General features: G+C 65.9%; 22 protein-coding genes. 7 read left to right on the top strand and 15 right to left on the bottom strand.

The genetic code is table 11. From position 1 onward, the window contains the following. Complete coding sequence (locus ACVW17_RS03400; RefSeq protein WP_456750460.1) at nucleotides 1-867, top strand: tetratricopeptide repeat protein; 867 nt, start codon at nucleotides 1-3, stop codon at nucleotides 865-867. Nucleotides 868-914: 47 nt separating this feature from the next. Here the strand turns inward: ACVW17_RS03400 and ACVW17_RS03395 are convergent, their stop codons facing one another. The 6 genes from ACVW17_RS03395 to ACVW17_RS03370 form a co-directional block, all read right to left on the bottom strand. Next, nucleotides 915-1,781 carry an efflux RND transporter periplasmic adaptor subunit gene (locus ACVW17_RS03395; RefSeq protein ID WP_456750459.1) on the bottom strand — a complete coding sequence of 289 codons (867 nt, stop codon included), beginning with the start codon at nucleotides 1,779-1,781 and terminating at the stop codon, nucleotides 915-917. Next, a complete protein-coding gene (locus ACVW17_RS03390) occupies nucleotides 1,778-1,984 on the bottom strand; it encodes a DUF1656 domain-containing protein (protein WP_353699194.1) in 207 nt (68 codons plus the stop codon). Before ACVW17_RS03390 ends, ACVW17_RS03395 begins: the two co-directional genes overlap by 4 nt. Beyond that, nucleotides 1,981-4,032: an FUSC family protein gene (locus ACVW17_RS03385; RefSeq protein WP_456750458.1), complete on the bottom strand. Its 2,052-nt coding sequence runs from the start codon at nucleotides 4,030-4,032 to the stop codon at nucleotides 1,981-1,983. The genes ACVW17_RS03390 and ACVW17_RS03385 overlap by 4 nt, the downstream gene beginning before the upstream one ends. Before the next feature lie 2 nt (nucleotides 4,033-4,034). Next, the gene (locus tag ACVW17_RS03380; protein ID WP_456750457.1) at nucleotides 4,035-4,523 is read right to left on the bottom strand and encodes a MarR family winged helix-turn-helix transcriptional regulator; all 489 of its coding nucleotides are present in this window, start codon (nucleotides 4,521-4,523) and stop codon (nucleotides 4,035-4,037) included. An 85-nt stretch (nucleotides 4,524-4,608) separates the two neighbouring features. Continuing rightward, a complete protein-coding gene (locus ACVW17_RS03375; protein WP_456796779.1) occupies nucleotides 4,609-5,748 on the bottom strand; it encodes an MFS transporter in 1,140 nt (379 codons plus the stop codon). A 217-nt stretch (nucleotides 5,749-5,965) separates the two neighbouring features. Further along, nucleotides 5,966-6,112, bottom strand: coding sequence for a hypothetical protein (locus ACVW17_RS03370; protein WP_456750456.1), 147 nt, complete (start codon nucleotides 6,110-6,112; stop codon nucleotides 5,966-5,968). Between the two features lie 154 nt (nucleotides 6,113-6,266). On the opposite strand from ACVW17_RS03370, the gene ACVW17_RS03365 reads away from it, so the two are divergent. After that, nucleotides 6,267-6,479, top strand: a complete 213-nt coding sequence (locus tag ACVW17_RS03365; protein ID WP_456750455.1) for a hypothetical protein — start codon at nucleotides 6,267-6,269, stop codon at nucleotides 6,477-6,479. A gap of 48 nt (nucleotides 6,480-6,527) precedes the next feature. On the opposite strand, the gene ACVW17_RS03360 is transcribed toward ACVW17_RS03365, so the two are convergent. Both ACVW17_RS03360 and ACVW17_RS03355 read right to left on the bottom strand, forming a co-directional pair. Then, nucleotides 6,528-7,799, bottom strand: coding sequence for a GNAT family N-acetyltransferase (locus ACVW17_RS03360; protein WP_456750454.1), 1,272 nt, complete (start codon nucleotides 7,797-7,799; stop codon nucleotides 6,528-6,530). 189 nt (nucleotides 7,800-7,988) lie between these two features. Then, nucleotides 7,989-8,546, bottom strand: a complete 558-nt coding sequence (locus ACVW17_RS03355) for an HNH endonuclease (protein ID WP_139486795.1) — start codon at nucleotides 8,544-8,546, stop codon at nucleotides 7,989-7,991. A gap of 190 nt (nucleotides 8,547-8,736) precedes the next feature. On the opposite strand from ACVW17_RS03355, the gene ACVW17_RS03350 reads away from it, so the two are divergent. Continuing rightward, nucleotides 8,737-10,497, top strand: coding sequence for a chloride channel protein (locus ACVW17_RS03350; protein ID WP_456750453.1), 1,761 nt, complete (start codon nucleotides 8,737-8,739; stop codon nucleotides 10,495-10,497). 211 nt (nucleotides 10,498-10,708) lie between these two features. After that, nucleotides 10,709-12,040, top strand: a complete 1,332-nt coding sequence (locus tag ACVW17_RS03345; RefSeq protein ID WP_456756347.1) for an IS1182 family transposase — start codon at nucleotides 10,709-10,711, stop codon at nucleotides 12,038-12,040. A gap of 125 nt (nucleotides 12,041-12,165) precedes the next feature. On the opposite strand, the gene ACVW17_RS03340 is transcribed toward ACVW17_RS03345, so the two are convergent. The 5 genes from ACVW17_RS03340 to ACVW17_RS03320 all read right to left on the bottom strand — a co-directional run bounded on the left by ACVW17_RS03340 (nucleotide 12,166) and on the right by ACVW17_RS03320 (nucleotide 18,865). Beyond that, nucleotides 12,166-13,143: a peptidyl-alpha-hydroxyglycine alpha-amidating lyase family protein gene (locus tag ACVW17_RS03340; RefSeq protein WP_456750452.1), complete on the bottom strand. Its 978-nt coding sequence runs from the start codon at nucleotides 13,141-13,143 to the stop codon at nucleotides 12,166-12,168. 126 nt (nucleotides 13,144-13,269) lie between these two features. After that, nucleotides 13,270-15,057: a flavin-containing monooxygenase gene (locus ACVW17_RS03335; protein ID WP_456750451.1), complete on the bottom strand. Its 1,788-nt coding sequence runs from the start codon at nucleotides 15,055-15,057 to the stop codon at nucleotides 13,270-13,272. A gap of 100 nt (nucleotides 15,058-15,157) precedes the next feature. Further along, a complete protein-coding gene (locus ACVW17_RS03330; protein ID WP_456796778.1) occupies nucleotides 15,158-16,243 on the bottom strand; it encodes a DUF2855 family protein in 1,086 nt (361 codons plus the stop codon). Between the two features lie 102 nt (nucleotides 16,244-16,345). Continuing rightward, nucleotides 16,346-17,863, bottom strand: a complete 1,518-nt coding sequence (locus ACVW17_RS03325; protein WP_456750449.1) for an acyl-CoA synthetase — start codon at nucleotides 17,861-17,863, stop codon at nucleotides 16,346-16,348. Nucleotides 17,864-17,893: 30 nt separating this feature from the next. Further along, on the bottom strand, nucleotides 17,894-18,865 hold the full coding sequence (locus tag ACVW17_RS03320; RefSeq protein WP_456750448.1) for an NAD(P)H-dependent flavin oxidoreductase: 972 nt from the start codon (nucleotides 18,863-18,865) through the stop codon (nucleotides 17,894-17,896). 176 nt (nucleotides 18,866-19,041) lie between these two features. Here ACVW17_RS03320 and ACVW17_RS03315 point away from each other — a divergent pair, with 176 nt between their 5' ends. After that, on the top strand, nucleotides 19,042-19,929 hold the full coding sequence (locus ACVW17_RS03315) for a LysR family transcriptional regulator (RefSeq protein WP_456796777.1): 888 nt from the start codon (nucleotides 19,042-19,044) through the stop codon (nucleotides 19,927-19,929). A 107-nt stretch (nucleotides 19,930-20,036) separates the two neighbouring features. Here ACVW17_RS03315 and ACVW17_RS03310 read toward each other — a convergent pair whose 3' ends face one another. Both ACVW17_RS03310 and ACVW17_RS03305 read right to left on the bottom strand, forming a co-directional pair. Next, on the bottom strand, nucleotides 20,037-21,599 hold the full coding sequence (locus tag ACVW17_RS03310; RefSeq protein WP_456756312.1) for a glycoside hydrolase family 17 protein: 1,563 nt from the start codon (nucleotides 21,597-21,599) through the stop codon (nucleotides 20,037-20,039). 169 nt (nucleotides 21,600-21,768) lie between these two features. Continuing rightward, nucleotides 21,769-22,422 (bottom strand): DNA-3-methyladenine glycosylase family protein, encoded by a 654-nt coding sequence (locus ACVW17_RS03305; protein ID WP_456750446.1) that lies wholly within the window; start codon nucleotides 22,420-22,422, stop codon nucleotides 21,769-21,771. Between the two features lie 112 nt (nucleotides 22,423-22,534). On the opposite strand from ACVW17_RS03305, the gene ACVW17_RS03300 reads away from it, so the two are divergent. Both ACVW17_RS03300 and gluQRS read left to right on the top strand, forming a co-directional pair. Continuing rightward, complete coding sequence (locus ACVW17_RS03300; protein WP_456750445.1) at nucleotides 22,535-23,401, top strand: nucleotidyltransferase domain-containing protein; 867 nt, start codon at nucleotides 22,535-22,537, stop codon at nucleotides 23,399-23,401. After that, nucleotides 23,401-24,273: a tRNA glutamyl-Q(34) synthetase GluQRS gene (gene gluQRS / locus ACVW17_RS03295; RefSeq protein WP_456750444.1), complete on the top strand. Its 873-nt coding sequence runs from the start codon at nucleotides 23,401-23,403 to the stop codon at nucleotides 24,271-24,273. Before ACVW17_RS03300 ends, gluQRS begins: the two co-directional genes overlap by 1 nt. The last annotated feature ends 1 nt before the right edge of the window (nucleotide 24,274 follow it).

Here is a 24,274-nt window from a genome sequence, read left to right as displayed (position 1 = left end):
ATGAAGCCTCGTGCGGGTACCGCCGCGGGGGGCGGCTTGGTGGCGCTGCTGCTCCTGCTGTTGCTCGTATCGCCGACGGCCGCGCAGAGTCCGAAGCCAAAGGGCAACTATCTGCAGAATATCGAGTTGTGCAGCGGCCACGATCGCAAGGCGGTCGACGCGCGCATCGTTGCCTGTACGGCGCTGATCGACGCAGCCGAGGACATGACGCCGGTTGGCCTCGCGATCGCCTACAACGATCGCGGCAGCGCCTATGCGTCCAAGGGGGAATACGACCGCGCCATCCGGGATTTCGATCATTCGATCGAGCTCAATCCGAGCTACATCAAGCCGTTCAACAACCGCGGCGTGGCCTATTTGGGGAAGCGCGACTACGATCGCGCGACCAGCGCCTTCGATCAGGCCATCAAGCTCAACCCGAACTACGGCGAGGCCTTCGCCAACCGCGCCGGCGCCTATCTGAAGAAGCATGACTATGCCCGCGCAGCCCAGGACTATGATCAGGCCATTCGTCTCGAGCCGAACCTGGACGGCGTGTGGAACGGACGCTGCTGGAGCCGGGCCATCCTCGGCGCGTTGCAGCAAGCGCTGGAAGATTGCAACAAGGCGCTGCAATCGGGACCGGCCAACGCTGCCACTTATGACTCGCGCGGCCTGGTCTATCTGAAGACCGGCGCGCTGGGCGCGGCGATCGACGACTACAGTTCGGCGCTTCGCGTCGATCCGAAGCTCGCCAGCGCACTCTATGGACGCGGGCTCGCGAAGCTGAAGCAGGGCGACAAGGCCGGCGGCAATAGCGACATCGCAGCCGCCAAGGCAATTCAAGCCGGCATCGGCGACGAGTTCAGGCGTTACGGCGTGCAGTAGACGCGCTTGGCGACGGAAGCCACCGCAAGCATGCGCGGCCCGGCCGGCTAGTCCATGATCTCGACCGTCGCCGAACGGCCGGCGACCAGCGCAATGCGATCCGGCAGCTGGTCGAGCGCGATGCGGACGGGCACGCGCTGCGCCAGCCGAACCCAGGTAAAGGTCGGATTGACGTTGGCGAGCAGGTTCGCGCCCTGGCCGCGGTCGCGATCCTCGATGCCGGCCGCAATGCTCTCGACATGTCCGGTGAGCCGGACCGGCTCGCCCATCAGCCGGACCTGCGCCTTGTCGCCGACGTGAATGCGCGCCAGCTTGGTCTCCTCGAAATAGCCTTCGACATGCAGCGTGTCGCTGTCGACCAGCGCCATCACGCCCTTGCCCGCGGAGACGTAGACGCCGGGCCGCAGATCCATGTTGGTGATGGTGCCGTTGACCGACGCGCGCACTTCGCTGCGATCGAGGTTGAGCTGCGCCACGGCGCGATCGGCGACCGCCTGGTCGTAGGCGGCCTTGGCCTGGAGCTGCGTGGCCAGCACCTGCTCCTGCTTCTGCTGCGACACCGCATCCGTTGTCAGCGAGCTGTAGCGTTTGAGATCGGATTCGGCCTGATCCAGCGTCGCGCGATGTCCGGCGACTGCGGCATCGGCCTGCTGCAACGCCAGGGCAAAACGCGCGCGATCGATCCGGAACAGGATATCGCCGCGATGCACCGGCTGGTTGTCCTTGACCAGCACGTCGGTGACGAAGCCGGATACGTCGGGAGCAACCTGAACCACATCGGCGCGCACCCTGCCGTCGCGGGTCCACGGCGATTCCATATAATAGATCCAGAGCGCGCGAGCGACGGCCAGCGCAGCGACGAGCGCGACCGCAGTCAGCGCCACCCGGCCGAGCCAGGCGAAATTCCCCTTCATGGCAGAAACTCCGAGAGATAAACGACGACGCCCAACAGGCATACGTACAGTGCGAAATTGAACAGCGCGCGGTGCCAAACCAGCCGGTACAGCCCGAAGCGCTGCATGATCCGGCTCACCACCGCGCTCAGCGCATAGGCAACGATGAGCCACAGCAGCAGCGCCGGAACCAGGACACCGTAGATGTCGAGCTCATATCTCATGCCGCAAAACTCTCCTCGGGCTGCGATCGATACGCGGGCGCATCCGGAAACAGGCCGCGCCGGATGCCGACGAGGCCGAGCAGCGCATCGTCCCGTGCGCGCTCATTGGGATCCTTGACGACCGCGGTCAGCGCCGCATCGATGCATGATAGAAGTTCGTCCGGCAGTGGCTGGTCCGCATGGGCGCGAAACGCCGCCGCGAGGTTGTCCAGCATGTCGTCGACGGCGTCCACGGTCGATGCGGCGAGACCATAACGGGCGCGCCTGAGGTCGATGATGTTGAGCCCGATGCGCAGCTGAACCAGGCTGTCGGCATCACGGCGGTCGCTCTCGGAGATGAATGCGATGCGCTGGACCAAGAGCCCGAGCCGATGCAGCATCAGGCCGGCAAACTGCGCGCGATCGCCGCGGCCGCGCCGCTCGGCCGCATCCGCGAGCGTCTGCCAGCTCGAAATCATCAGCCGCTTGGCGATCCATTCGGCGCCGACGCCGCGCGCGATCCGCGTCACGATCTCGGCGATGACGACGCCGAGGAAGAAGGCGACGGAGGTGTTGGCGAAACTGGCAAAATCCGCGCTGTAGGTCGATTGCAGCGCGAGCAGCGTCGCGGTGTTGGCGGCGAGCGCCATGCCGATCGGCGCGGTTTTCGGCCGCGCGATCAGGAAACCGTACAACAGGAAGGTCGGCGCCAGCGCGGCGATCAGGACCTCGACATGGGAGATGCCCGGCACCAGCGCGAACTGATAGATCGCGACGACGACGATCGCGACCAGCGAAAACAAGCCGAAGGCCCGGATGCTGCGCGCCGGTTCATCCTGCGCGGCGAAGAAGGAGCAGGCGACCGCCGCCATCATCGGTGCCGAGGCGCCGTCGGCCCAGCCGGTCGCAATCCACAGGCCGCAGCAGATCAGGATCGCCGCCGCGGCGCCTGTGGCCGACCACAGCGCCATGCCGTGGTCGCGATGACGGACCGGTGCTGCCCCCGACTCCGGATGGAACGCCAGCGGGACGGTCGAGATATCCCGGCCCGCGGCAATCGCATCGCCCACCGCGCGGCAATCGGCCGAGATGTCGACAAGCTCGCGCAGCCGCAGCAGCAGGCTGATCGTGATGATGCGCTCGCGCGGCGCGAGCCCGTCGAGTGCGGATTGCCGCTCGGCGATCGCAACCCTGATCGGTTCGCTGGATTGCCGCTGGCGGTCCTCGTCCACGATCCATTCGGCGAGATTGCCGAGCAGGCGCCGCAGCTCCGGCTGCCTTTGCAGCGCCGCCTCGCCGAGCGCGACAAGCCGGTCCTCGATCGAAGTGATGATCGGCAACAGCATCAGCATGCGCAGCCGGACTTCACGCAGGCCGCGCACGAGGCCGGCGTCGGCCAGCCGGTCATAGGCGAGATGGGTGGTCAGCGTGTCGAGCTCGACGATGTCGGTCGCAAGGCGCAGGCGTTCGGCCCGGCGGGTCTCGCTGCTGCCGCGATCAAGCAGCACATCGCGGGACAGGCGGCGCGCATCCGACAGCCAGCTCCGGACCCGGCCGCCGACGGCCGGTGCGACGCTGCGGGGAAACACCACGGTCGAGACCAGGCTCGCGCAGATGATGCCGAGCGAAATCTCTTCGACCCGCGCCAGCGCGATATCGAAGATGCTGCCCGGCGCGGACACCGACGGAAAGCCGATCAATGCGACGGTGTATCCGGCCAGCATGAAGACATAGCTGCGCGGCGTGCCGTCGAGCAGCGACAGATACAGGCAGAGCCCGACCCAGAGCGCGATCGCGAGGCACAAGAGCTCCGGCGCATCGATCAGGTTCGGCAGCAGCGCGACCGTCATGCTGGCGCCGACCAGGGTGCCAATGACGCGGAAGAACGCTTTCGAGCTGGTCGCGCCGGCCAGCGGCTGCGAGGTGATATAGACCGTCGCCATCGCCCAATAGGGACGCGGCAGATCGATCATCAACGCGATGACGAGCGCCAGCATCGACGCGGCGAACGTCTTCAACGCGAAGATGAGGTTCGCGTGGCGGACCAGGAACGGCTCATCCGCGCGCATGGCTATTTCGCCTCGTGGGCAGTTGCGGCCGCAGTCGTCTTGGCGTCCTGCAAGCGGCTCGCGCGCTGCTCGATGCGCAGGAGCACCTCGAAGGTTACCGCAAGTTCCTCGCTGCCGATATCCTTCAGCAGGCTCGACCGCACGCGGCGCAGCACCCTGTTGGTTTCCTCGACCTTGGCGTGGCCGGTTGGGGTGAGATGCAGCGTCTTGGCGCGCCGATCGGTCGGGTCCTCGCGACGCTCGACCAGGCCTTCGGACTGCAGCAGATCGATCAACCGCACCAGCGACGGCCCCTCGATCCCCAACTCGTCGGCCAGCACGCCCTGGCGGACGTTCGCGCCCTGCCGCGACAGCACCAGGAGCGGAATCGCCGTCGCGTAGGACAGGCCGTGCTCAGATAGCGCCTGATCCGACTCGCGGCGCCAGATCCGCCCGAGCCTGGTGATCAGGCGGCCGATCTCGGCGTGGATATGGGATTGCGACGGCGGCATGAAAAATTAGATAGGATACGAACTATTAGGATACAACGATAGGGTTCCGCTCGGTGCGGGTGTTCACGCAAATGCGATCACGGCGTCAGTATTTCTGCACGGTCGACCGGAACGCCGTCCAGATCGCGACCGACAGAAGGCCCAACCCGCCGAGCACGAGGAAGGCTGGGCCATATCCGACCCATTGCGCGATCCAGCCGCCAAGCGCCGGGCTCAGTGAGGCGCCGACGCCTTGAATCGTAATGACCGCTCCCTGTCCAAGGTTGACGCGGCCGGTTCCGCTGAGCGAGCGCGCCACCATTCCCGGCACCGCGACGCTCTGCAGACCGGCACCGATGCCGTCGAGGACCTGCACAGGGAGAACGCCCCACCAGCCCGAAAGGAAGAAGGCGAGCGCGCCGCGCGCCGGCAAGGCCAGGAACGACAGCAACAGGACGGACCAATAGTTCCGCCGCTCGGCTGCGTGCATGCCGGCGATCGATGCGAGGATCATCACCGCCTGCGCAACCACGATCGTCGTCGCGACGAAGCTCGGACCATTGGCGTGATTGCCGGCGACCGCGGCAAGGCCGTAAAGCGGCACGATCGCAGCGTTGCCGAGGTGAAACGCAGCCAATGCGACCGCGAGCACCAGCAGCGGCCTGTGCTTGACCAACACCGAGAAGCCGCTGGGCTGGCTGTCCGGATCGTCTTCCTTACCGCGTGCCGCGTGGTGATTAATGCTGTCGGGCGGGATCATCAGGACACAAGCAATCGTGATCGCGCCGAACAGAGCGGCGAGGACGAAGACCGCCACATAGCCGTACTGCCAGCCGAGATAACCCGATGCCGCGGCACCGACCAGGTTGCCGGCGTGGTTGAACGCCTGATTGCGGCCGTTCTGCCGGTTGAACCCGCGCTGCTTGACGATGCCGAGCGTGATGCCGGTGACCGCCGGAACGATCGCGGCACCCGCGATCGATGTCGCGACCTGCGACAGGGCGACGGCCCAGAAGTTTTGCGACATCAGGATGACCGTGGATCCCAGCACGACCGCCACGCCCGGGACGATCACCCAGGCCCGCTTGTGGTTCGTGGTATCGATGCAGCCGCCGATCGGCGTCGTGATCAGCATGCCGGCGACGTTACCGAGCGTCAGCGCGGTCCCGATCAGGCCGCTGGTCCAGCCATGCAGCTGAAGGAAGACGCCGACGAACGGTCCGATCCCCGACTGCATGTCTGCCATGAAGAAGTTCACGGCCAGCAGCGGCCAAAGGCGGGCAGGCGCAGAGGATTTCTTTGCGTTGCGATCGGGCATGTTCCATGAACGCGCGGGAACGCCGAACGGGCTGGTCATGAATTGATAATTTCTGCGCAACCGGCAGCGCCGCAATCTGCATGGCGACAGGCTGCTTGCTCCCCGGCCGCTGCGAGGCGGCGTCGGACAGACGGTGCCGGCCCGCTTACCGCATCAGCGTGTAGGCGAGCACGACGACCACGAGCGCGATGATCGCAGACGTGATGATCATGCCGTAGGGGCGCGCCCGGATCGCCTGCGTCGTCTCGGCGGTCCTTGCGGGAGCTGGTTCAGCGGGACCTTCTCGGACCATCCTTGGCGTCCTGCTCGTCACAACACATTCCGACGCGGCCGGTGCAGCTTCGTTCCTAGCGAGCGAGGGCCGAACCGGAGCGCATAGGAACTTCGCTCCGAGGGCGTTGTTGAGGCCCTGTTCGGAGGCGCGCAGCTTGCGCAAGGAGAAGACGATGGGATTGGCTCAATACGCGGTGATTCCGGCCGGCGAGGAATGGGGCGTCCTGCATGACGGCAATCTCAACGCCGGGTACGCCACCAAGGAAGCTGCATTCGAGTCGGCCGCGGCTGCCGCGTCCCTGGCAATCAGGCTGGGGCACGAGGTCCACGTCAGCGTTCCCGGACGCGAAGAGGGCGAGGCGGCTCTCACCAAGCAGCCGGCTTAGCCGCGAACGGCGCTTGCAGTCTGCATCGTCGCGCTGCGGCGCCCGACCTCAGCCGAAGTCGTGCATCAATCGGCTCCAGTCCTCGCCGGCGAGGCCGCCGACATAGATGTCGCCGCGTATAATGGCCTCGTTGACTTCCGGAATACGCGTCAACGCCATGGCGAAGGCGCGGTGCCGGAACACCAGCCCGCGCTGCAGCCCGAGCCCTGCCATCAGTGCCGGTTGCGCGCGGCCGCGGGCTTCGGCATGGCCGGTGTCCTCGAGGTGGCGGAACATCGCACACAGCACGCCAACCTCCTGGTCGGGACGCGACAGGATGTTGAGAACATGCGCGGTGCGCCCCGGGGCCGCATAGTAGACAAAACAGCCGATCGGCGTGCCGGACTGGTCTTCGACCGCACGGATCGTGAATGAGCCGAGTGTGGTGTTCTGCGCCGCCAGGCCGACCAGCCAGCCCAGCTCATCCGCCGACCAAAGCGGGCGGACGGCGTAGTGGGCAATGAACTCCGGCGCGCGCGTGAGGAAGTCCGCGACAGACATTTCCCGCACCTTGAGGCCGGCGGGCCCCTCGGTGTCGCCGTCGCCGCGCAGGCGGCTCAGCAGCGCGTCGACGGGACGCGCGAGCGTTGCCAGGCGCCGATCGAGGCCGCGCAAGACGCGCGGCGAAAGACGTCCGACGAACGCTGCCACCGGACGGAAGGTGCGCACCCATTCCAGGTTCTGCAGCGGAATCGTTTTCCCGCCGATCGCCAGCAGCGACTTGGCGCTGGTCGGCGATGCACTGTCGCAGAACGAAAGACCAGCCCTTTTCGGCCGCAGACCAAGATTGAGCTGGGCCGCACCGGCGGAGTCCCGGTTTGTCATGAAGACGCCGAGCAGCCGACCCGGGATGACGTTGCCGCAGGCCATGAAGTGCATCGGGATCGCGAGCAGCGCGCTCGAGATGCGGCCATCCTGCTGTTGATAGATTTGCGTGCCCGCCGCTTCGCTGTAGGACGGTGATCCCAGGGTCAACGCATGCAGATAGCCTTTGAGATCCGCGCTGGCGGGTTTGTCGATGCCCCTGAAGACCTTGAGGAAGAGACCCGCGACCGCGGCAACGTCTGCCGTGGTCATCGGCCTGGCGGCGCCCTTGCGTGACGTTTGCGGGGCGGCCTGGGCGGTCGGTTCGGACTGCTGCCGCGGATGATCCGGCACGATCGACAGACTGTCGCGCGGATGGATGAGCCGGACCGCCGTATCGGACGTTACGCTAAGCATGATTCGCCATCTCGTCTCCTGCCGCCCAATTGCGACAGCACCGTCGGACGACAGAATCAATGCCAGCCGACAAGCTCGGGTCGGTCGACATCACGCGAGCATGACAATTTCAGAACTGCTCCGCGCAGGCGTGCGTCCTTGCTTCGACTCTCCAGCGAGACCTGTGAGCCGTCAACAAATTCAGCTTGTGGAGGTTAATTCGTTAACCTTGCGGCCCGTCGCGGCACAGCCGCACCGCCGAGACCGAGATTACGGATCGAGCTCAGTATCCCAATAGAGATAATCGAGCCAGCTCTCGTGCAGATAGTTCGGCGGGAACAGCCGGCCGTTGCGATGGAGCTGATGCACGGTGGGTGCATAGGGCGTCTGCTTCGGAAACATCTTGGCCTGCTGCGGCGTCAGATTGCCCTTGCGCAAATTGCAGGGCGAGCAGGCGGCGACGACGTTCTCCCAGGTGGTCTGGCCACCCTTGCTGCGGGGAATGATGTGATCGAAGGTGAGGTCGTCGGCCGACAGGCAATATTGGCAACTGAATCGGTCGCGAAGGAAGACGTTGAACCGGGTGAAGGCGGGGTGGGTGGTCGGCTTGACGAAGGATTTGAGGGATACGACGCTCGGCAGCTGGATTTCGAAGGAAGGACTTCGTACCGCGCGGTCGTAATATTCGACGATGTTGACACGATCGAGGAACACCGCCTTGATCGCGTCCTGCCAGGACCAGAGCGACAGCGGGTAATAACTCAGCGGCCGGAAGTCCGCATTCAACACCAGCACCGGCCAACCGCCTTGCGAGACATGTGCGTTCAAATAACGCTCCTGACTCCCATTAGCTGCGAAGCAGCATGCACTCACATACTACAGGCAGCGTGACGGGATTGTGAAGAGCAATGAGCGGCTTATCCGCCAGCCCCTGCCATGTTCCTGCCCCGATTGCCTCCTGCCCGCGAGGCCCGTAAAGGGAGCCGCAAGCCCCCTCGGCCAGTGACGGACCCTGCCGATGACCACGACATCACGCTATCTCGAGGCGCCGCGCCGGTTGCGCGCATTCGTGCGTGCGCACGAGACGAGCCTCGTGGTGCTGGCGGTGCTGATCGGCGCCATCGGCGGCCTCGTGGTGGCGGTCATGAGCGGCCTCGTCACGGTGCTGCATTCGGTGCTGTTCAATCTGCCGCTGGGTGACCGGCTGTCGAGCCAGCCCAGCATCGATCCCGTGCGCGCACTGCTGGTTCCCACGGTTGGCGGCTTGCTGCTGGGATTTGCGTTCCTGCTGCTGCTCCGGGTCCGGCCGGCCCGCGAGATCGACCCGATCGAGGCCAATGCGCTCTATGGCGGGCGGATGTCGTTCCGCGGCAGCGTGATCGTGGCGCTGCAGACGATCTGGTCGAGCGGCGTCGGCGGCTCGGTCGGGCTCGAGGCCGGCTACACCCAATTGTCCAGCGGCTTGGCCGCCTCGCTCGGCCGCGGCTTCCACCTCCGCCGCAACGACCAGCGAATCATGGTCGGCTGCGGCGCGGCGGCGGCGATCGCCGGGGCCTTCAGCGCGCCGCTAGCCGGCGCCTTCTACGCTTTCGAACTTGTGATCGGCGGTTACACGCCGGCCAGCCTGACCCCGGTCGGCGTGGCGGCGGTGACCGGCTACTTCGTGGCCCATGCCTTCGAGCCGCTGCCGCTCGGGGTCGGCGTCGGAACCGTCGGCGACGTGCTCGGGCGCGATCTCGCGATTGCCGCGCTGCTCGGCATGGTCGCGGCGCTGACCGGGATCGCGATCATGCGCGGGGTGACGCTGAGCGAGGCGCTGCTGACGAAGACCCGCCTCTGGCAGCCGCTGCGGCCGGCGCTCGGCGGGCTTGCCGTCGGCGCGATGGCGCTGCTGACGCCGCAGGTGATGTCGTCGGGCCATGGCGCGCTGCGCTTCGCCGGCATCGTGGCGATGCCGCTTGCCTTCATCGCCGGCGTGTTCGTGCTGAAGGCGATCGCCTCGATCGTCTCGCTCGGCTCCGGCTTCCGCGGCGGGTTGTTCTTCGCCACGCTGTTCATGGGCGCGCTCGGCGGCCGGCTGTTCGCGGCCGGCGTCGACATCGTGTGGCCGGGGCTCAACCTCGATCCCAACGCCTATGCGGTGATCGGCATGAGCGCGCTGTCGGCCTCGGTGATCGGCGGTCCCTTGACGATGTCGTTCATCGCGCTGGAATCCACCGGCAATCTCTGGCTCACCACCGCAGTGCTGGTCGCGGTCATCATCTCGACCACGATCACGCGCGAATTGTTCGGCTATTCGTTCGCGACCTGGCGGCTGCATCTGCGCGGCGAGACCATCCGCAGCGCCGCCGACATCGGCTGGATTCGCGATCTCACGGTCGGCAAGATGATGCGGCAGGACATGACGACGGTGAGCGCCGCCATGCCGATCGAGGCGTTCCGCGAGGAATTTCCGCCGGGCTCGAAGACCCAGGTGGTCGCGATCGACGGCGAGGGACGCTATGCCGGGCTGGCGCTGGTTGCCGAGGCGCATGCGCCCGATCTCGAGGCCCACAAGGGACTGGTCGGCATCCTGCGCTACGCCGACGTGGTGCTGCATCCCGGCATGAACGTGCAGGAGGCGATCGCGGTGTTCGACGCCGCCGAAGCCGAATCGCTCGCCGTGGTCGAAGGCGATGGCGCCCGGCGGCCGATCGGCCTGCTCACCGAAGCGCATGCGATGCGGCGCTACGCGGAAGAATCCGAGCAGCGCCGCCGCGAGGTGATCGGCGAGATTTGATTTTCGCGGGTGCGCTTTTTCGACCCGTCATCCTGAGGTGCGCGCTCTTGCGCGCCTCGAAGGATGCACGGGCACCAGCCGGGCCGTCGACCCTTCGAGGCTCGCTCCGCTCGCACCTCAGAGGGTGTGATTTTTTTGGGGTTTCAGCGAGCATTATAGCCGAAAGCCGGCGCGGTGTGATTCTCTGGCGATGATGGATTCGCGGGAGGTGATGTTGGCTGCCGATGAGTTGTTTGGGGACCTGCCGGAGCAGGCGAAGCCATCAGTCGAAGCGGGCTTGCCCGGCGCTCCGCGGCTGCGTGAGCCCCAGCGCGACCAGATTGCGCTGCGAGCGGTTGATATTGAGAGCCTGATCGGGGAAGACCATCCGGTGCGGCTGATCTGGTCTTATGTCGAAGAGCTTGATCTGAGTGAGTTGGAGGACCGGATCAAGGCTCGCGGCGATCGTCCCGGTCACCCCGCGACCTCGCCCCGGCTTTTGCTGGCGCTGTGGCTCTATGCCGCCAGCGAAGGCGTTGGCAGCGCGCGGGCGTTGGAGCGGCTGTGCGAGAGCCACGATGCCTATCGCTGGCTGTGCGGCGGGGTGTCGGTGAACTATCACCTGCTGGCGGACTTCCGGGTCGGCAACGCCGATCTGCTTGACCGACTGCTCAGTGAGCATCTGGCAGCGTTGGCAAAGGCCGGTCTCGTCGATCTGGAGACCTTGGCGCAGGATGGCATGCGGGTCCGGGCCAGCGCCGGGGCGGCCTCGTTCCGGCGCGAGGCGACGCTGGATAAGCATTTGGCGCAGGCTGAGGCCGTGGTGGAAGACCTCAAGCGCGAGGTCGACACACGCTCGGACGCCAGCAATAAGCGTGCCCGGGCAGCCAAGGAGCGGGCCGCGCGGGAACGCAGCGCGCGGGTGAAGGCGGCGCAGACGGCGCTCGCCGAGATCAAGCAGCAGCGCAAGGAGCGCGAAGAAAGTCGCGGCAACGGCAAGACGCCGAAGGAGCCGCGGGCCTCCACGACGGACGCCTATGCACGGGTCATGAAGATGGCGAACGGCGGCTTCCGCCCCGCCTACAACGTGCAGGTGACGAGCGTGGCCGGCGAGCAGATCGTCGTCGACACCAGAATTTGCAACATCGGATCCGATCGCGGCCTGATGCGTCCCATGCTGGAGCGGCAGCGTGCGCGGCCCGGAGGGTTGCCCAAGGACCATCTCGTCGATGGCGGCTTTGGCAGTGCCGAGGACATCGAATGGGCCTATGCCGAGGGCATCGATATCTTTTGTCCGCCCACTCAATCCAAGCACGGTACCGATCCCTATCTACCGCGGCGCGGCGACGGTCCGGGGGTGTTGGCCTGGCGTGCGCGAATGGCGAGCAAAGAGGGCAAGGCCCGATACAGGTCCCGGTCGATCTGCGAGTGCATCCATGCCCGCTGGCGCAATTGGGACCTGCGGCAATTGACCGTGCGCGGCATCGAAAAGGTCCGTGCCGTCGTGCTCTGGTACGCCCTCGTCAACAACATCCTGCAAGGCAACCGCCTCTCCAGAGCCTAAACAACGGGTCATCGCCGAACTCGAACTCAAACCTGCCAATTGCTGCGACGAACAGCCGCCAAAAACTCCGCAGGAGCCGAATCCGTCACAAGCTCTCAGGGTGACGGGATTAAAGCGGAGCTTCGCTACGCCGTCACCCGCTCCAGCTTCTGCAGGCACCGCGTCACGCGCACCGCGGCGGGCATCTCGGTGTCCGGAAAACTGGTCGTCCAGTCGGTGACGCCGACCTCGCCGACATAGATGTCGCCGCGGGAATCCAGCGCGAGGCCGTGCGGCGCCAGGAATTTTCCGGTCTCGACGCCGGGGCCGCGCTCGCCGCCGAGCCGGGCGATGTGCCTGCCGGTGTGATCGACGATCGACAGCCGCGGGCCGAGATTGGGCACCTTGCGGTTGACGGCCATGCCGGGCCCGAGCTCGCCGATCACGAAATTCGGCTGCTTGCCGCCGCCGCAACGGCACAGCGCGCAAGGCCGGTGCAGGTTGTTCCACTGGGTCTCGTATCTGCCGTTGCCGTCGAACACCTGGACGCGGTGGTTCTCGCGATCGGCGACGTAGACGAAGCCGTCGGCGTCGGTGGCGATGTTGTGCACGATGTTGAACTGGCCGGGATCGGTGCCGGGCTCGCCCCAGCTTTTGATCAGCCTGCCGTCCGGCGTGTATTTGTGGACGCAGGCATTGCCGTAGCCGTCGGAGACGTAGATCTCGCCGTTCGGCGACAGCGCCGTATGGGTGCAGCGGTGGAACGGCTCGCCGCTCATGAACGGCGCCGGCTTGTGCGGGATGCCGATCGTCAGCAGCACCTTGCCGTCGGTGGTGCATTTGCGCACGGTATGGTCGCCGTCATCGGTGCAATAGAGGTTGTCCTCGGCGTCGATATGCAGGCCGTGAGCGCGCGAGAACACGCCTTCGCCCCAGCTCCTGATGAAGTTTCCTTCGCGGTCGAGCACCACCATCGGATGGTCGCCGCGGTTGAAGACATAGACGCGGTCCTTGCTGTCGACGGCGACGGAGGCGACGTCGGTCAGGCTCCAGCCGTCGGGCAGCTTCGCGAAATTCTCCACCACGCGGTAGCGGTGCTCGCCGGCGCCGAGGATGGTTGGCATTTTATGTTCCTCTCTCTCGTCATTCCGGGATGCGCGAAGCGCAGGCCCGGAATCCATTTATCTACAGAGCTTGCGGCCCGATGGATTCCGGGCTCGCGCTGCGCGCGCCCCGGAATGACGGTGTGGTTAGGTCAACTTCGCCACCGGCCCGACATCGCGCGGCAGCAGGCCCTCTTCGATGGCCTTGATCTGCAGCGCGAGGTAGCGCGAGTTGATGCGGCATTGCGCGAGGCTGCCGGCGATGAACCACAGGCCGGGCTGCGGCGTGCGGGTGTACATGTTGCGCAGCTCCTGACCGTCGCCAAAGCCCCAGATCGGACCGATTCGCGCGGCCATCGCCGCGCCGAACAGCTTCTTCACCAGCTCTTCCTGCGGCCGGTAGCCGGTCGCGAGCACGATCAGATCGGCTTCCACGGTTTCGCCGGTCTTCAGCCGCGCGCCGTCGGCCACGAAGGTCTCGATGTCGGCAAATTGCTTCAGGGCGATCGCGCCGCTCGCGACGAGATCGGAGCAGCCGACGTTGAAGTAGTAGCCGCCGCCGCGGGTCAGGTATTTGAACTGCCAGCCGGTGCCGCCGTCGCCGAAATCGAGCTTGAAGCCCTTGCGCGCCAGGCCGTCGAGCAGCGTCTTGTCAAGCTGCTTGGATTGCTCGGTCATCAGCACGTGGCTGCGCTTGGCGAGTGTCAGCGGCATCGAGGTCGCGATCAGGTCATTGTCCTCGAGCGAGCCTTCGTTATAGGCGGCATAGGCCAGCTGCGCCGACGGTTCGATATTGGTGACGAGGGTCGAGGAGCGCTGCACCAGCGTCACGTCGGCGCCGGAGGAATGCAGGTCCTGCGCAATGTCGTGGCCGCTGTTGCCGGTGCCGATCACCAGCGCACGCTTGCCGGTCCAGGTCTCGCCGTCTTCGTAACGGCTGGAATGCATGACCCTGCCGGAGAAATTCTTCAGGCCGGGGATCTCGGGCAGATTGGGGATGCCGCTGACGCCGGTTGCCATCACGACATGGCGCGGCTGCATTGTCCGCGTCGTTCCGTCGGCGCGGCGCAGCTCGACGGTCCAGCGTCCGTGTGCGTCGTCGTAGCTGCCGCCGAGAAATTCCGTGCCGGTCCAGAAGTTCAGCTCCATGGCGTCGACATAGGATTCGAACCAGTTGGCGAGCTTGTCCTTCGGGATGTAGGTCGGCCAGTTCGGCGGGAACGGCATGTAGGGCAGATGATTGACCTGCACCTGGTTGTGCAGGGTCAGCGCGTGATAGCGCTTGCGCCAATTGTCGCCGACCCGCGCCTCGCGGTCGACGATCAGCGCGTCGATCTTGAGTGCTTGCAGCCGCGCGGCGATCGCAAGCCCGGCCTGTCCGCCGCCGACCACCAGCACAGCGGGATCGCGGCCGGCATACTCGACGGACGCCTTGCGCAAATCGAGCCAGTTGGGGCCGCGGAAGTCGCGCGAATAGGCCTGTCCGCGCGGTCGTGTGTAGCCCTGCTGCTCCTCGAACCCCTTCAGCTCCTCGAGCGCGGTCAGCAAGGTCCAGGCCTTCAGCCGGTCGCTATCGGCGGCATCTGGGATCAGCCGCACGATGCCGTGGCCGCGGCCAATGGCGGTCTCGAACTTGAAGATCGCCTCGATCGCATCCGTGCCGGCGCGCGTGACCCGGCGCGGCGCCGCGCGCTCGGCATCGATGCGAAAATGATGCGGCGTGCTGCGCCGCGCATGCGCCGGCAGTTCCTCGATGATGGCGAAGGCGCGGTTGATGGTCTGGATGTTCCAGCTCAGCGCCAGCACGTCGCGCCAGTAGCTGTCGGGATGGAACAGCGGCTTCACCAGCACATCGTCGGGGCCGGCCAGCGCATCCTCGAACTGCACGAGCCAATTGTCGGCGGCGACCGAGATATCGTCCGTCTTGTCGAGCATTGAGTGTTTCCCGCCATCGGCCGCCTTGATGCGGCGCTCCTATTGCCGCAAAGCCTATACCGATCCGAAGCCACGCTGAAAGGGCGTGACGGGATGGCGCCTATTCGGCGAGCGACAGGATCAGGCCTTGATCCGGCGGGACGCGGCCTTGCAGGGTATCGAGATAAGCCTCGCGCACCGCAGCCGGACCGCGCCGCTCGACGACATCGAGCCAATCGGGCAGATGCGGCACGAGTTCGGCCCAGGCGGCGCCAAAGCGCTGCTCGATGCCGCCGGGCCCCCATTCCTTGGCGCGCCTGCGGATCTGGTCGGGCGCGAAGAACCACACCGGCTTGGCACCGGGCAGCGTCGGCTCGTCCGGCTCGCTCGCGCGATGGGTGAGGCCGACCCGGCCGGAATAGACCATCTGCGCACCGAAGTGCCGGTGCAGGCTCTCGCGCAGCGCGCTGTTGCCGGCCATGTCGACATAGGCGACGGATTCGGCCGGAGGGATCGCGGCGACCCGGTCATAGGTGACGACCTTATCATAGCAGCCGAGCGAACTGACGAAATCGACATTGCCCTTTGAGGTCAGCCCGATCACGCGGATGCCCCGCTTGTGCAGCAGGTGCGCGAGCCCGAATGCGGTCTTGCTCGAGGCCGAGGACAGGATGACGCGGCGCGCGCCGTAGAATTCATTCTCGGCGAGCGCGTCGTCGACCAGGAACGACAGCATGAACAGCGGCAGCATCAGCGCGCGGAAGTCGCCCTGCCGGCCGGCATAGGTCGGGTCGGTGGAGACGCGGGCATAGTTGTTGTAGACCGGCGCGACCTCCTGCCGGTGGGCGGCGCCGTCACGCAGGCCGCGCTTGCTGACGTCGGCCGCCTCGATCACCAGATGGGTCGCCATCGGGAAATAGCCGAACAGCGTCTCGCCGACGGCGATCATGGGGTGTTTCGAGGCCAGCACCTCGCCAAAACCCCACACCGGGATGATGCCGTAGTCCTTGGGGGCCGGAAACAGCTGCCAGTATTTCAGCTGCTCGCCGATCACGGCGTAGGTGATGTTGTTGGCGGTGAAGGCGAAGCGGGTAACCTTCACCAGCAGCGCGTCGGCCGGCAGCGCCGCGGTCTCTGGCAACTGCGTCTCGATCAACTTGCATTGCTGCAGATCGTTGCGGATGACGATGAAGTCGGTCGAGTTCATGGCGAAGGTCCCAGCTTCGGATGCGGGCGCATCGTTGCGTCGATTGCCGGTGTTTTGCAACAGCAACTAAGTTTCAAACGCCGTTCGCCTGGCCGTCACCGTTCAGCGAAGCTGTCCTTCGCGGTAGAGATCGCGCAGCTTGCGCTTGAAGATCTTGCCGGTGGCCTCGCGCGGCAGCGCGTCCATGAAGCGGATGTCGCGCGGCACCTTGAAGTTGGCGAGCTTGCCGCGCAGGAAATCCTGGATCGCCGCAGCCGACAGCGTGCTGCCGGCTTCCGGCTCGACGCAGGCGAACAGCCGCTCGCCATATTCGTCGTCGGGAACGCCGAACACCGCGCAGTCGCGCACCCCGTCCATGCCGATCAGGGTGTTCTCGATCTCGGCGGGATAGATGTTGACGCCGCCCGAGATCACCATGTCGCGCTTACGGTCGCACAGGAACAGATAGCCGTCGGCGTCGAGATAGCCGACATCGCCGACGCTGATCAGGCCGTCGCGGTCGGCCTCGGTGCGCGCCTTGGCGTTGCCGTGGTAATCGAAATCCGAGATCAATGTTTGACGCATAAAGATTTCGCCGGGCTCGCCGACATCGCATGGCGTCCCGTCGGGCCGGAAGGTCTTGACGATGCCGCCCTCGATGGCGCGACCGACCGTGCCGGGCTTGGCCAGCGCTTCGGCCGACGAATGCCACACCGGGATGCCGGTCTCGGTGGAGCCGAGATATTCGTTGATCACGGGTCCCCACCACTCGATCATCGCGCGCTTGACGTCGATCGGGCAGGGCGCCGCGCCATGCACGATGAAGCGCAGCGACGACAGGTCGTAGCGGCGTCGCGTCTCCTCCGGCAGCCGCAGCAGCCGCACGAACATCGTCGGCACCATATGCATATGCGTGACATGGTGGCGCTCGATCAGTTGCAGCAGGTCCTCGGGATCGAAGCGCGGCTCGAGCACGATCGCGCAGCCGCTGCGGAACGCGAGCATGCCGTAGGAGTGCGGGGCCGAATGGTACATCGGGCCGTTCATCAGGACCACCTGGTCTTCATTCGGCTTGACGCCGTAGGTGAGGGCGCCGACGCGCGCGGCGGCCGCCTGCTGCTCCGGCCGCATCGGCTTGCGCTTGACGCCCTTCGGCAGTCCTGTCGTGCCCGAGGTGTAGAACATCGGCGCCGCGCCGATCGGCGCGTCGGTGAGCGGCTGATGCGTCTCGCGCCAGATATCCCAATCGGTCATGCCGTCGGGCACGGTTGTGAGCGCGGGAGCCACGCCATAGGCCGCGGCGATCTCCGGCGGCGTCGTCACCACCAATAGCCTGATTCCAGCAGGCAGTCCGTCGCGGATCTGCGGCAGCAGGTCGGCGTGGCAGACCAGCGTGTCGGCGCCGCTGTCGGTGAGGATGTAGGCGACCTCGTCGGCCTTCAGATGCCAGTTGATCGGCACCACCGGGCTGCCGAGCGCAGCGGAGGCCGCGACCACCTCGAACAGCGCGAAATCGTTGCGCAGCATCATGCCGACCGGCTTGCCGCCCTGCACGCCGAGTGCGCGGAAGCCGGTGGCGGCCCGCGCGATGCGGGCGTGGATGTCGGCGTAGCTGATCTGTCGGTCGCCGCTGATGATCATAATAGCTCTCTCCAGGCGGTCGTCCGGACCTCAGGCGCTGGCCTGAAGGAACTGGCTGCGCGCCGCATTAAACTCCGCCTTCAGCCGCGCCACCAGCTCGGCGACCGGCGGAGCGTCGACGATCTGGCCGATGCCCTGCCCCGAGCCCCAGATGTCGCGCCAGGCCTTGACCTTCATGTTGCCGCCGGAGCCGAAATTCATCTTGGACTTGTCGGCGACCGGCAGATTGGCCGGATCGAGACCTGCCGCGGCGATCGACGGTCCGAGGTAGTTGCCGTGCACGCCGGTGAACAGGTTCGAATAGACGATGTCGTGCGCGGCGTATTCAGTCAGCGCCTGCTTGTACTTGAGGTCGGCATTGGCTTCCTCGGTCGCGATGAAGCGGGTGCCGATATAGGCAAGGTCGGCGCCGAGCGCGAGCGCGGACGCGATGCTCCAGCCGTCGGAGATCGCGCCCGACAGCAGGATCGTGCCCTTGAACCATTGCTTGACCTCGCGCACCAGCGCGAACGGCGACAGCGTGCCGGCATGGCCGCCGGCGCCGGCGCAGACCAGGATCAGGCCGTCGACGCCCTGCTCGGCGGCCTTGCGGGCGTGCTTCACATTGATGACGTCGTGGAACACCACGCCGCCATAGGAATGCGCGGCCTCGACGATCTCGGACGGCGGGCGCAGCGAGGTGATGATGACGGGCACCTTGTGCTTCACGCAGGTTTCCATGTCGCGCATCAGCCGGTCGTTGGAGGCGTGGCAGATCTGGTTGACCGCGTAGGGCGCGACCTTCTTCTCGGGATGCAGCGCCTGGTACTCGCCGAGCTCGTTCTCGATCTGCGTCAGCCACTCGCCGAGCTTCTCGGCCGGGCGGGCGTTCAGTGCCGGGAACGAGCCGACGATGCCGGCCTTGCACTGCGCGATCACAAGCTCGGGACCCGAGACGATGAACAGCGGGGAGCCGACGACCGGCAGTTCGAGCTTGTTGGCGAGCGACGCGGGCAGCGGCATTGTTCGGGTCCTCCATGGGTGGACCGCTCGGCCGGTGGCCAAAGCGGTTCGCGATTTGTTGTGATGGCTTGGAGCGGCGGCGCTCTTGCGTCGCAATATAGGGCTGGACGGTTGCGCGATGGCGTTCAATATTGAACAGTCAGTTGCCCAGAAATGAACATAGGCGGACGAGCGGCATGGACTGGGAGCTTTGCAAGACCTTCGTCGCGGTGGCGGAGACGCGCAGTTTCGCCGCCGCGGCGCGGCGGCTGCGCATCAGCCATCCGACCGTCGGCCGCAACGTCGCGGCGCTCGAGAAGCAGCTCGGGACCCGGCTGTTCGCGCGGTCCAATGACGGCTTGTCGCTGACCTCGCATGGCCGCAAGTTCCGCGAGCACACGGAGGTGATGGCCGCAGCCGCCTTGCGCGCGGAAGCCTCGGCGTCCGCCTCCGGCGAGCAGGCCCGTGGCGTGGTCAAGCTGTCGCTCGGCGCGACGCTTGCCGCGCACTGGCTGATGCCGCGGCTCGGGCCGTTCCTGCACGATCATCCCAATATCCAACTCGAGATCATCACCCATCCGTTTCCGGCCAGCGTGCGCCGCCGCGAGGCCGATGTGGTGCTGCGGCCGGTCGATGCAGGGGATGAGAACCTGATCGGGCGCAGGATCGGCCGGCTCGGCGCCGGCTTCTATGCCTCACGCCTCTATGCGGCCGGGCGCAAGCTTCCGGAGCGGCCGGATGAGTGGAAGGGCCACAGCGTGATCGGGTTTGCCGACCAGGCCTCGAATGTGCGGCTGGCGCGGTGGAGCGATGTCATCACGCGGCAGGGCACGCTGGTGATGCGCTGTTCCTCGCAGGGCGACATGCTGGCGGCGGCGCGGGCCGGGCTCGGGATCTGCGCGCTGTCCTGCCTGGTCGGGGCCGACTATCCCGATCTGGTCCGGGTCGCGCCGCAGAAGCTCGCGAGCCTCTCCGATCTGTGGCTGCTCGCCCATCCCGATCTGGTGGAATTGCCGTCGGTGCGCGCGGTGATCGGCTTCGTCACCGACAGCGCGCGGGAAGATCGCGTCAGGCTGCGCGGCTAGAGCGTTTTCGAGCGAAGTGGATACCGGTTCGCGTTAAGAAAACGCGTCAAAACAAGAATCTAGAGCGCCGTTCCGATTCAATTCGGAATGGCGCTCTAGGCACCGTCTCAGGCGCGCGCCCGCCACAGCGTTCCCGCAAGCAGGATGAAGACAGCGCAAGTCCACATCGCCTGCCAGTTCTCAAATCCTTCGTTGAGGAGCGTATAGATGGCGGCTCCGACAAAGATGCCGGCGAAGATCGATTCGGCCAGCGGCCGGACTCCCTTGGTCGGCGGATTGAGCAGCGTCATCGCCGCAAACGGCACCGCCGCCATGGTGAGTGGCGCAAACGGAAAATCGATGAAGCGCGGGTCGAACACCAGACCGATCGCGGCCGCCGTGCCGACCACGACGGTGACGATCAGGGCCAATCCGTGCAAGGTCACCAGCACCGTCTCGGTGTGGTAGCCCTTCGGCCCCAGCAACTCCTGGAAGCTGGGCGGTGCGCGGCCCGATATCAGGGCGTTGGCGGCGAACAGCGGCGACGCCGTCGCCGCCACCAGAAGCGAGCCCCAGATAAGCCAGCCTCCCGTTCCGGTGCTTTCGTAGATCATTCGCTGGGCGGCGACCCCAAACAGGATTCCGGCGGTGGTCGCCGATACGCCGACCGCAAGCCATGGTGCGAATTCGGGCGTCCTCGGCTTGCGGCGCAAGCTCAGCCATGCCGCGCCGAACACCAGGATCGCCAGCGCCATTCCGCCGGCCATCTGCAATTTCCAGGACGGAAAGTTGCTGATCGGCACGCCGGCCGGATATTTCAGCGTGCGCTGTTCGGAATCGAACAGGCCCCAGGATCCGCCAATGGTGCCCTCGATCTCGCGCTTCCAGCCTTCATCATAGGCCTCGAACAGGTTGACGCGGAAATGCTCGCGGCGAGCCAGATCGAGCACCTCCGAGACCACTCGTGCCTGATTGATGCGCGACGGCAGCGCGGATTCGCGCATGCGTCCCTCGCTCGGCCAGCCGACTTCGCCGATGAAGATTTCCTTGCCCGGAAAAACCGCCGCGACCTGCCGGCGCATCTCGTCGGCATGCGCGGCGGCATGTTCCGCGGCGATTGGAACATTCTCCCAATAGGGCAGGATGTGAATGGTGACGAAGTCGACGGCATCGGCGAGTTCGCGATTGCTCAGCCAGAACTCCCAGACGTCGGCATAGGTGACGGGGACGGCGACCTGCGCCTTGATCGCGCGGATCGTGGCGGCAAGGTCGGATGCCGACATTTCCTTGCGCAACAAAACCTCGTTGCCGACCACGAGTGCGATGATCGTGTCCGGATATTGCCTGGCGAGGCGGATCGCCGTCTCGACCTGCGTCGCGTTCTTCTTGCGGTCCCGGTCGAGGAAAATGCCCTGAATGACTTTCAGTCCGGCCTTGGCTGCTAACCCGGGAATCTGATCGAGACCGAGATCGGTCGCATAGGTCCGGATGCAGTAGGAAATCTTGGCAAGCTGAGCGAGGTCCTCCGCGATCTGCTGCGGCGAGACCTGCGTCGCCGGCGAAAGTGATGTCTGATTGTTTCGGAACGGCGCGTACGAGATGCACTGCACCTTGTCGTTCGGATCGATCGGCGCCCGCGCGAGGCTCACCGGGATGCCCAGCCACCACCACGCGGCGGCGATGGCACCCAGCGAGATCGCGAGCAGCGTCAGCGGGATACGGGGAGAAACCAGGTCCGTCCTCCTTGCCGGAAGGATGTGCTGGGCGTGCTAAATGGGCGGGGCCGGCAAATTGAAAAAGTATCTGTCGGCTGATGCTATATCACGCGATCGCGTGTCGGTATGTTTTTCTTGATGACAGCTACTTCGCGGCGGCGATCACGCCCTCGCGGTTCTTCAGCACGCGATAATACGCCCACCACAGATGGGCGGCCGCGCCGCGTAGCGGACGCCACGGCTCGGCAAGCGGCGCCATCTGCTTCGGCGTCGGCCGCTGCTTCAACCCGAGCCCGACCTTGATCGCCTCCTGCACGGCAAGGTCGCCAGCCGGCCATGCGTCGCCATGGCCGAGACAGAACAGCAGATAGACGTCGGCGGTCCACGGGCCGATCCCGGGCAGCGCGGTCAGCGTGTTGTGCGCGGCATCGGCTTCTTCGTTGGCGAGCACGTCGAGGTTCAGCCGCTCTTCTGCGAGTTCGCGCGCGATGTGCTTCAACGTCTTGATCTTGGCCGTCGACAGCCCGAGGCGGCCGAGCCGGTCGGCGCGCGCCTTGCGGATCGCATCATGGTGAAACGGGTCGAACGCCTTGCTGACGCGCCCCCAGATCGCCGCCGCACTTGCGGTCGAGAGCTGCTGGCCGCAGATGATCGCGGCAAGCCCGGCAAACCCGGGCTCACGCTGCCGGATCGCCGGCATGCCGGTGGCTTCGAGAATCGGGCGCAGCCGCCGATCCTGGTCGACCAGTTTCTGGACCGCGTCGTCGAGGTCGGCCTGGGTTTCGAGATGAATCAGCATTGCGGGATCGACTTCCTCAGGCGGGCGCTCGCAACAGCTCGGGCTCCACGCCCTGTGGACGGTTCAGGGGATTTCAGAGTATGACAACATTACTTGATTTCGGAAGTGCTCGATGAGTTTGAGAAGCATTCCTGCCGACATGGACGCAGGAAAGGTCGCGGCGATCGATGCGATGCTCGACGGCATCGCGGATGAACACCGGGTTTTCTTGCCACTGGCCGTCGAGAGTGGAAGCCGGGCGTGGGGCTTTTCGTCACCCGATAGCGATTACGATTGCCGCTTCGTTTATGTCCGCCGCGCCATCGATCATATTACGCCCTGGATCGTACGCGATGTGATCGAGCTTCCGCTCGAAGGCGATCTGGACGTGAATGGCTGGGATTTGCGCAAGGCGCTTCAACTGCTGCTGAAAGGCAACGCGGTCATCATCGAGTGGCTCTGTTCTCCGGTGGTCTATCGCGGTCAGGTCTGGTTCCGCGACAGCTTTCTCGAATTTGCGCGGCATGCGGCGAGCCGGGAAGCGATCTGCCGCCACTACCTGCACCTGGGCGAACGGCAGCGCAGGGTCTATTTCGGCGACGAGAGCAGCATTCCGCAGAAAAAGGTGTTCTATGCGCTCCGGCCGGCGGCGGCGCTGCGCTGGTTGCGGATGCATCCGACCGAGGCTGTGGCACCGATGCATTTCCCGACGCTGATGGCAGAGTGCGCGCCTCCGGCGGAGTTGGCGGAGGAGGTCGGCGACCTGATGGCCCGCAAGGCCGTCACGCACGAACTGGGCGCCACGCCGCTGTCGCCTGCAGTTGCGGCCTTCATCGATTCGGAGTTCGACATTGCACGTAATGCGTTCCAGAACGGCACGGCAGAAATATCTGAGGAGATGATGCTGGAGGCTGGACGGTTCTACCGAATGGTCGTCGAGAGGCTGGAACGGGAGACGGGATCCCCATCCGAGGTGTTTCGTCACACCGGCTCGGTCTGATGCCGCCTCCCGTTTTCCGTTTCGCGCCGAGTCCGAACGGCCACCTGCATCTCGGCCACGCCTATTCGGCGCTGCTCAACCATGACCTCGCGCGGCAGACCGGCGGGCGCTTTCTGCTGCGGATCGAGGACATCGACGCGACGCGCTGCCGACCGGAATTCGAGCAGGCGATCTACGAGGACCTCGCCTGGCTCGGCCTCGCTTGGGAGACCCCGGTGCGGCGGCAATCGGAGCATTTCGCCGCCTATCGCGCGGCGATCGACCGCCTGGCGGTCCAGGGGCTGGTCTATCCGAGCTTCGAGAGCCGTGCCGAGATCGCGCGGCTGGTCGCCGAACGTGAGGCCAGTGGCGCCTGGCCGCGCGATCCGGATGGCGCGCCGCTCTATCCGGGCACGGCCAGATCGCTGCCGGCGGCGGAACGCGACCGGCTGACCTGGCAGGGCGCGCCGTTCGCGCTGCGGCTCGACATAGCCGTGGCCGGCGCGAAAGCCTGTGACCTGTGCTGGCACGAGGCGGGCGAAGGGCCGGACGGCGAGCGCGGCGACGTTGTGGCCCGGCCTAAGGCCTGGGGCGACGTAATCCTGGCGCGCAAGGAGACCCCGACCAGCTACCATCTCTCCGTCGTGGTCGACGATGCCCTGCAGGGTGTGACCGATGTGGTCAGGGGCGTTGACCTGTTCTGGTCGACCAGCGTGCATCGGCTGTTGCAGCAGTTGCTCGGCCTGCCTATGCCCGCCTACCGGCACCATCGCCTGATCCGGGATGCCGCCGGCCAGAAACTGTCGAAATCGACCCGGGCGACCGGACTGCGCGAATTGCGGGCGGAGGGAGCGAGCCCGGCCGACATTCGCCGTCTGGTCGGCCTGCCGTAAA

Source organism: Bradyrhizobium sp. USDA 4473 (genome assembly GCF_054063335.1).
The sequence above is the reverse complement of the archived record's forward strand: the minus strand, read 5'-3'. Positions and strand labels throughout refer to the sequence as shown.

Excerpts from the sequence above, each read along its gene's own strand:
- ACVW17_RS03400 (WP_456750460.1), top strand. The coding sequence starts at position 1 with ATGAAGCCTCGTGCGGGTACCGCCGCGGGGGGCGGCTTGGTGGCGCTG.
- ACVW17_RS03395 (WP_456750459.1), bottom strand. The coding sequence starts at position 1,781 with ATGAAGGGGAATTTCGCCTGGCTCGGCCGGGTGGCGCTGACTGCGGTC.
- ACVW17_RS03390 (WP_353699194.1), bottom strand. The coding sequence starts at position 1,984 with ATGAGATATGAGCTCGACATCTACGGTGTCCTGGTTCCGGCGCTGCTG.
- ACVW17_RS03385 (WP_456750458.1), bottom strand. The coding sequence starts at position 4,032 with ATGCGCGCGGATGAGCCGTTCCTGGTCCGCCACGCGAACCTCATCTTC.
- ACVW17_RS03380 (WP_456750457.1), bottom strand. The coding sequence starts at position 4,523 with ATGCCGCCGTCGCAATCCCATATCCACGCCGAGATCGGCCGCCTGATC.
- ACVW17_RS03375 (WP_456796779.1), bottom strand. The coding sequence starts at position 5,748 with ATGGCAGACATGCAGTCGGGGATCGGACCGTTCGTCGGCGTCTTCCTT.
- ACVW17_RS03370 (WP_456750456.1), bottom strand. The coding sequence starts at position 6,112 with ATGGTCCGAGAAGGTCCCGCTGAACCAGCTCCCGCAAGGACCGCCGAG.
- ACVW17_RS03365 (WP_456750455.1), top strand. The coding sequence starts at position 6,267 with ATGGGATTGGCTCAATACGCGGTGATTCCGGCCGGCGAGGAATGGGGC.
- ACVW17_RS03350 (WP_456750453.1), top strand. The coding sequence starts at position 8,737 with ATGACCACGACATCACGCTATCTCGAGGCGCCGCGCCGGTTGCGCGCA.
- ACVW17_RS03345 (WP_456756347.1), top strand. The coding sequence starts at position 10,709 with ATGTTGGCTGCCGATGAGTTGTTTGGGGACCTGCCGGAGCAGGCGAAG.
- ACVW17_RS03340 (WP_456750452.1), bottom strand. The coding sequence starts at position 13,143 with ATGCCAACCATCCTCGGCGCCGGCGAGCACCGCTACCGCGTGGTGGAG.
- ACVW17_RS03335 (WP_456750451.1), bottom strand. The coding sequence starts at position 15,057 with ATGCTCGACAAGACGGACGATATCTCGGTCGCCGCCGACAATTGGCTC.
- ACVW17_RS03330 (WP_456796778.1), bottom strand. The coding sequence starts at position 16,243 with ATGAACTCGACCGACTTCATCGTCATCCGCAACGATCTGCAGCAATGC.
- ACVW17_RS03325 (WP_456750449.1), bottom strand. The coding sequence starts at position 17,863 with ATGATCATCAGCGGCGACCGACAGATCAGCTACGCCGACATCCACGCC.
- ACVW17_RS03320 (WP_456750448.1), bottom strand. The coding sequence starts at position 18,865 with ATGCCGCTGCCCGCGTCGCTCGCCAACAAGCTCGAACTGCCGGTCGTC.
- ACVW17_RS03315 (WP_456796777.1), top strand. The coding sequence starts at position 19,042 with ATGGACTGGGAGCTTTGCAAGACCTTCGTCGCGGTGGCGGAGACGCGC.
- ACVW17_RS03305 (WP_456750446.1), bottom strand. The coding sequence starts at position 22,422 with ATGCTGATTCATCTCGAAACCCAGGCCGACCTCGACGACGCGGTCCAG.
- ACVW17_RS03300 (WP_456750445.1), top strand. The coding sequence starts at position 22,535 with ATGAGTTTGAGAAGCATTCCTGCCGACATGGACGCAGGAAAGGTCGCG.
- gluQRS (WP_456750444.1), top strand. The coding sequence starts at position 23,401 with ATGCCGCCTCCCGTTTTCCGTTTCGCGCCGAGTCCGAACGGCCACCTG.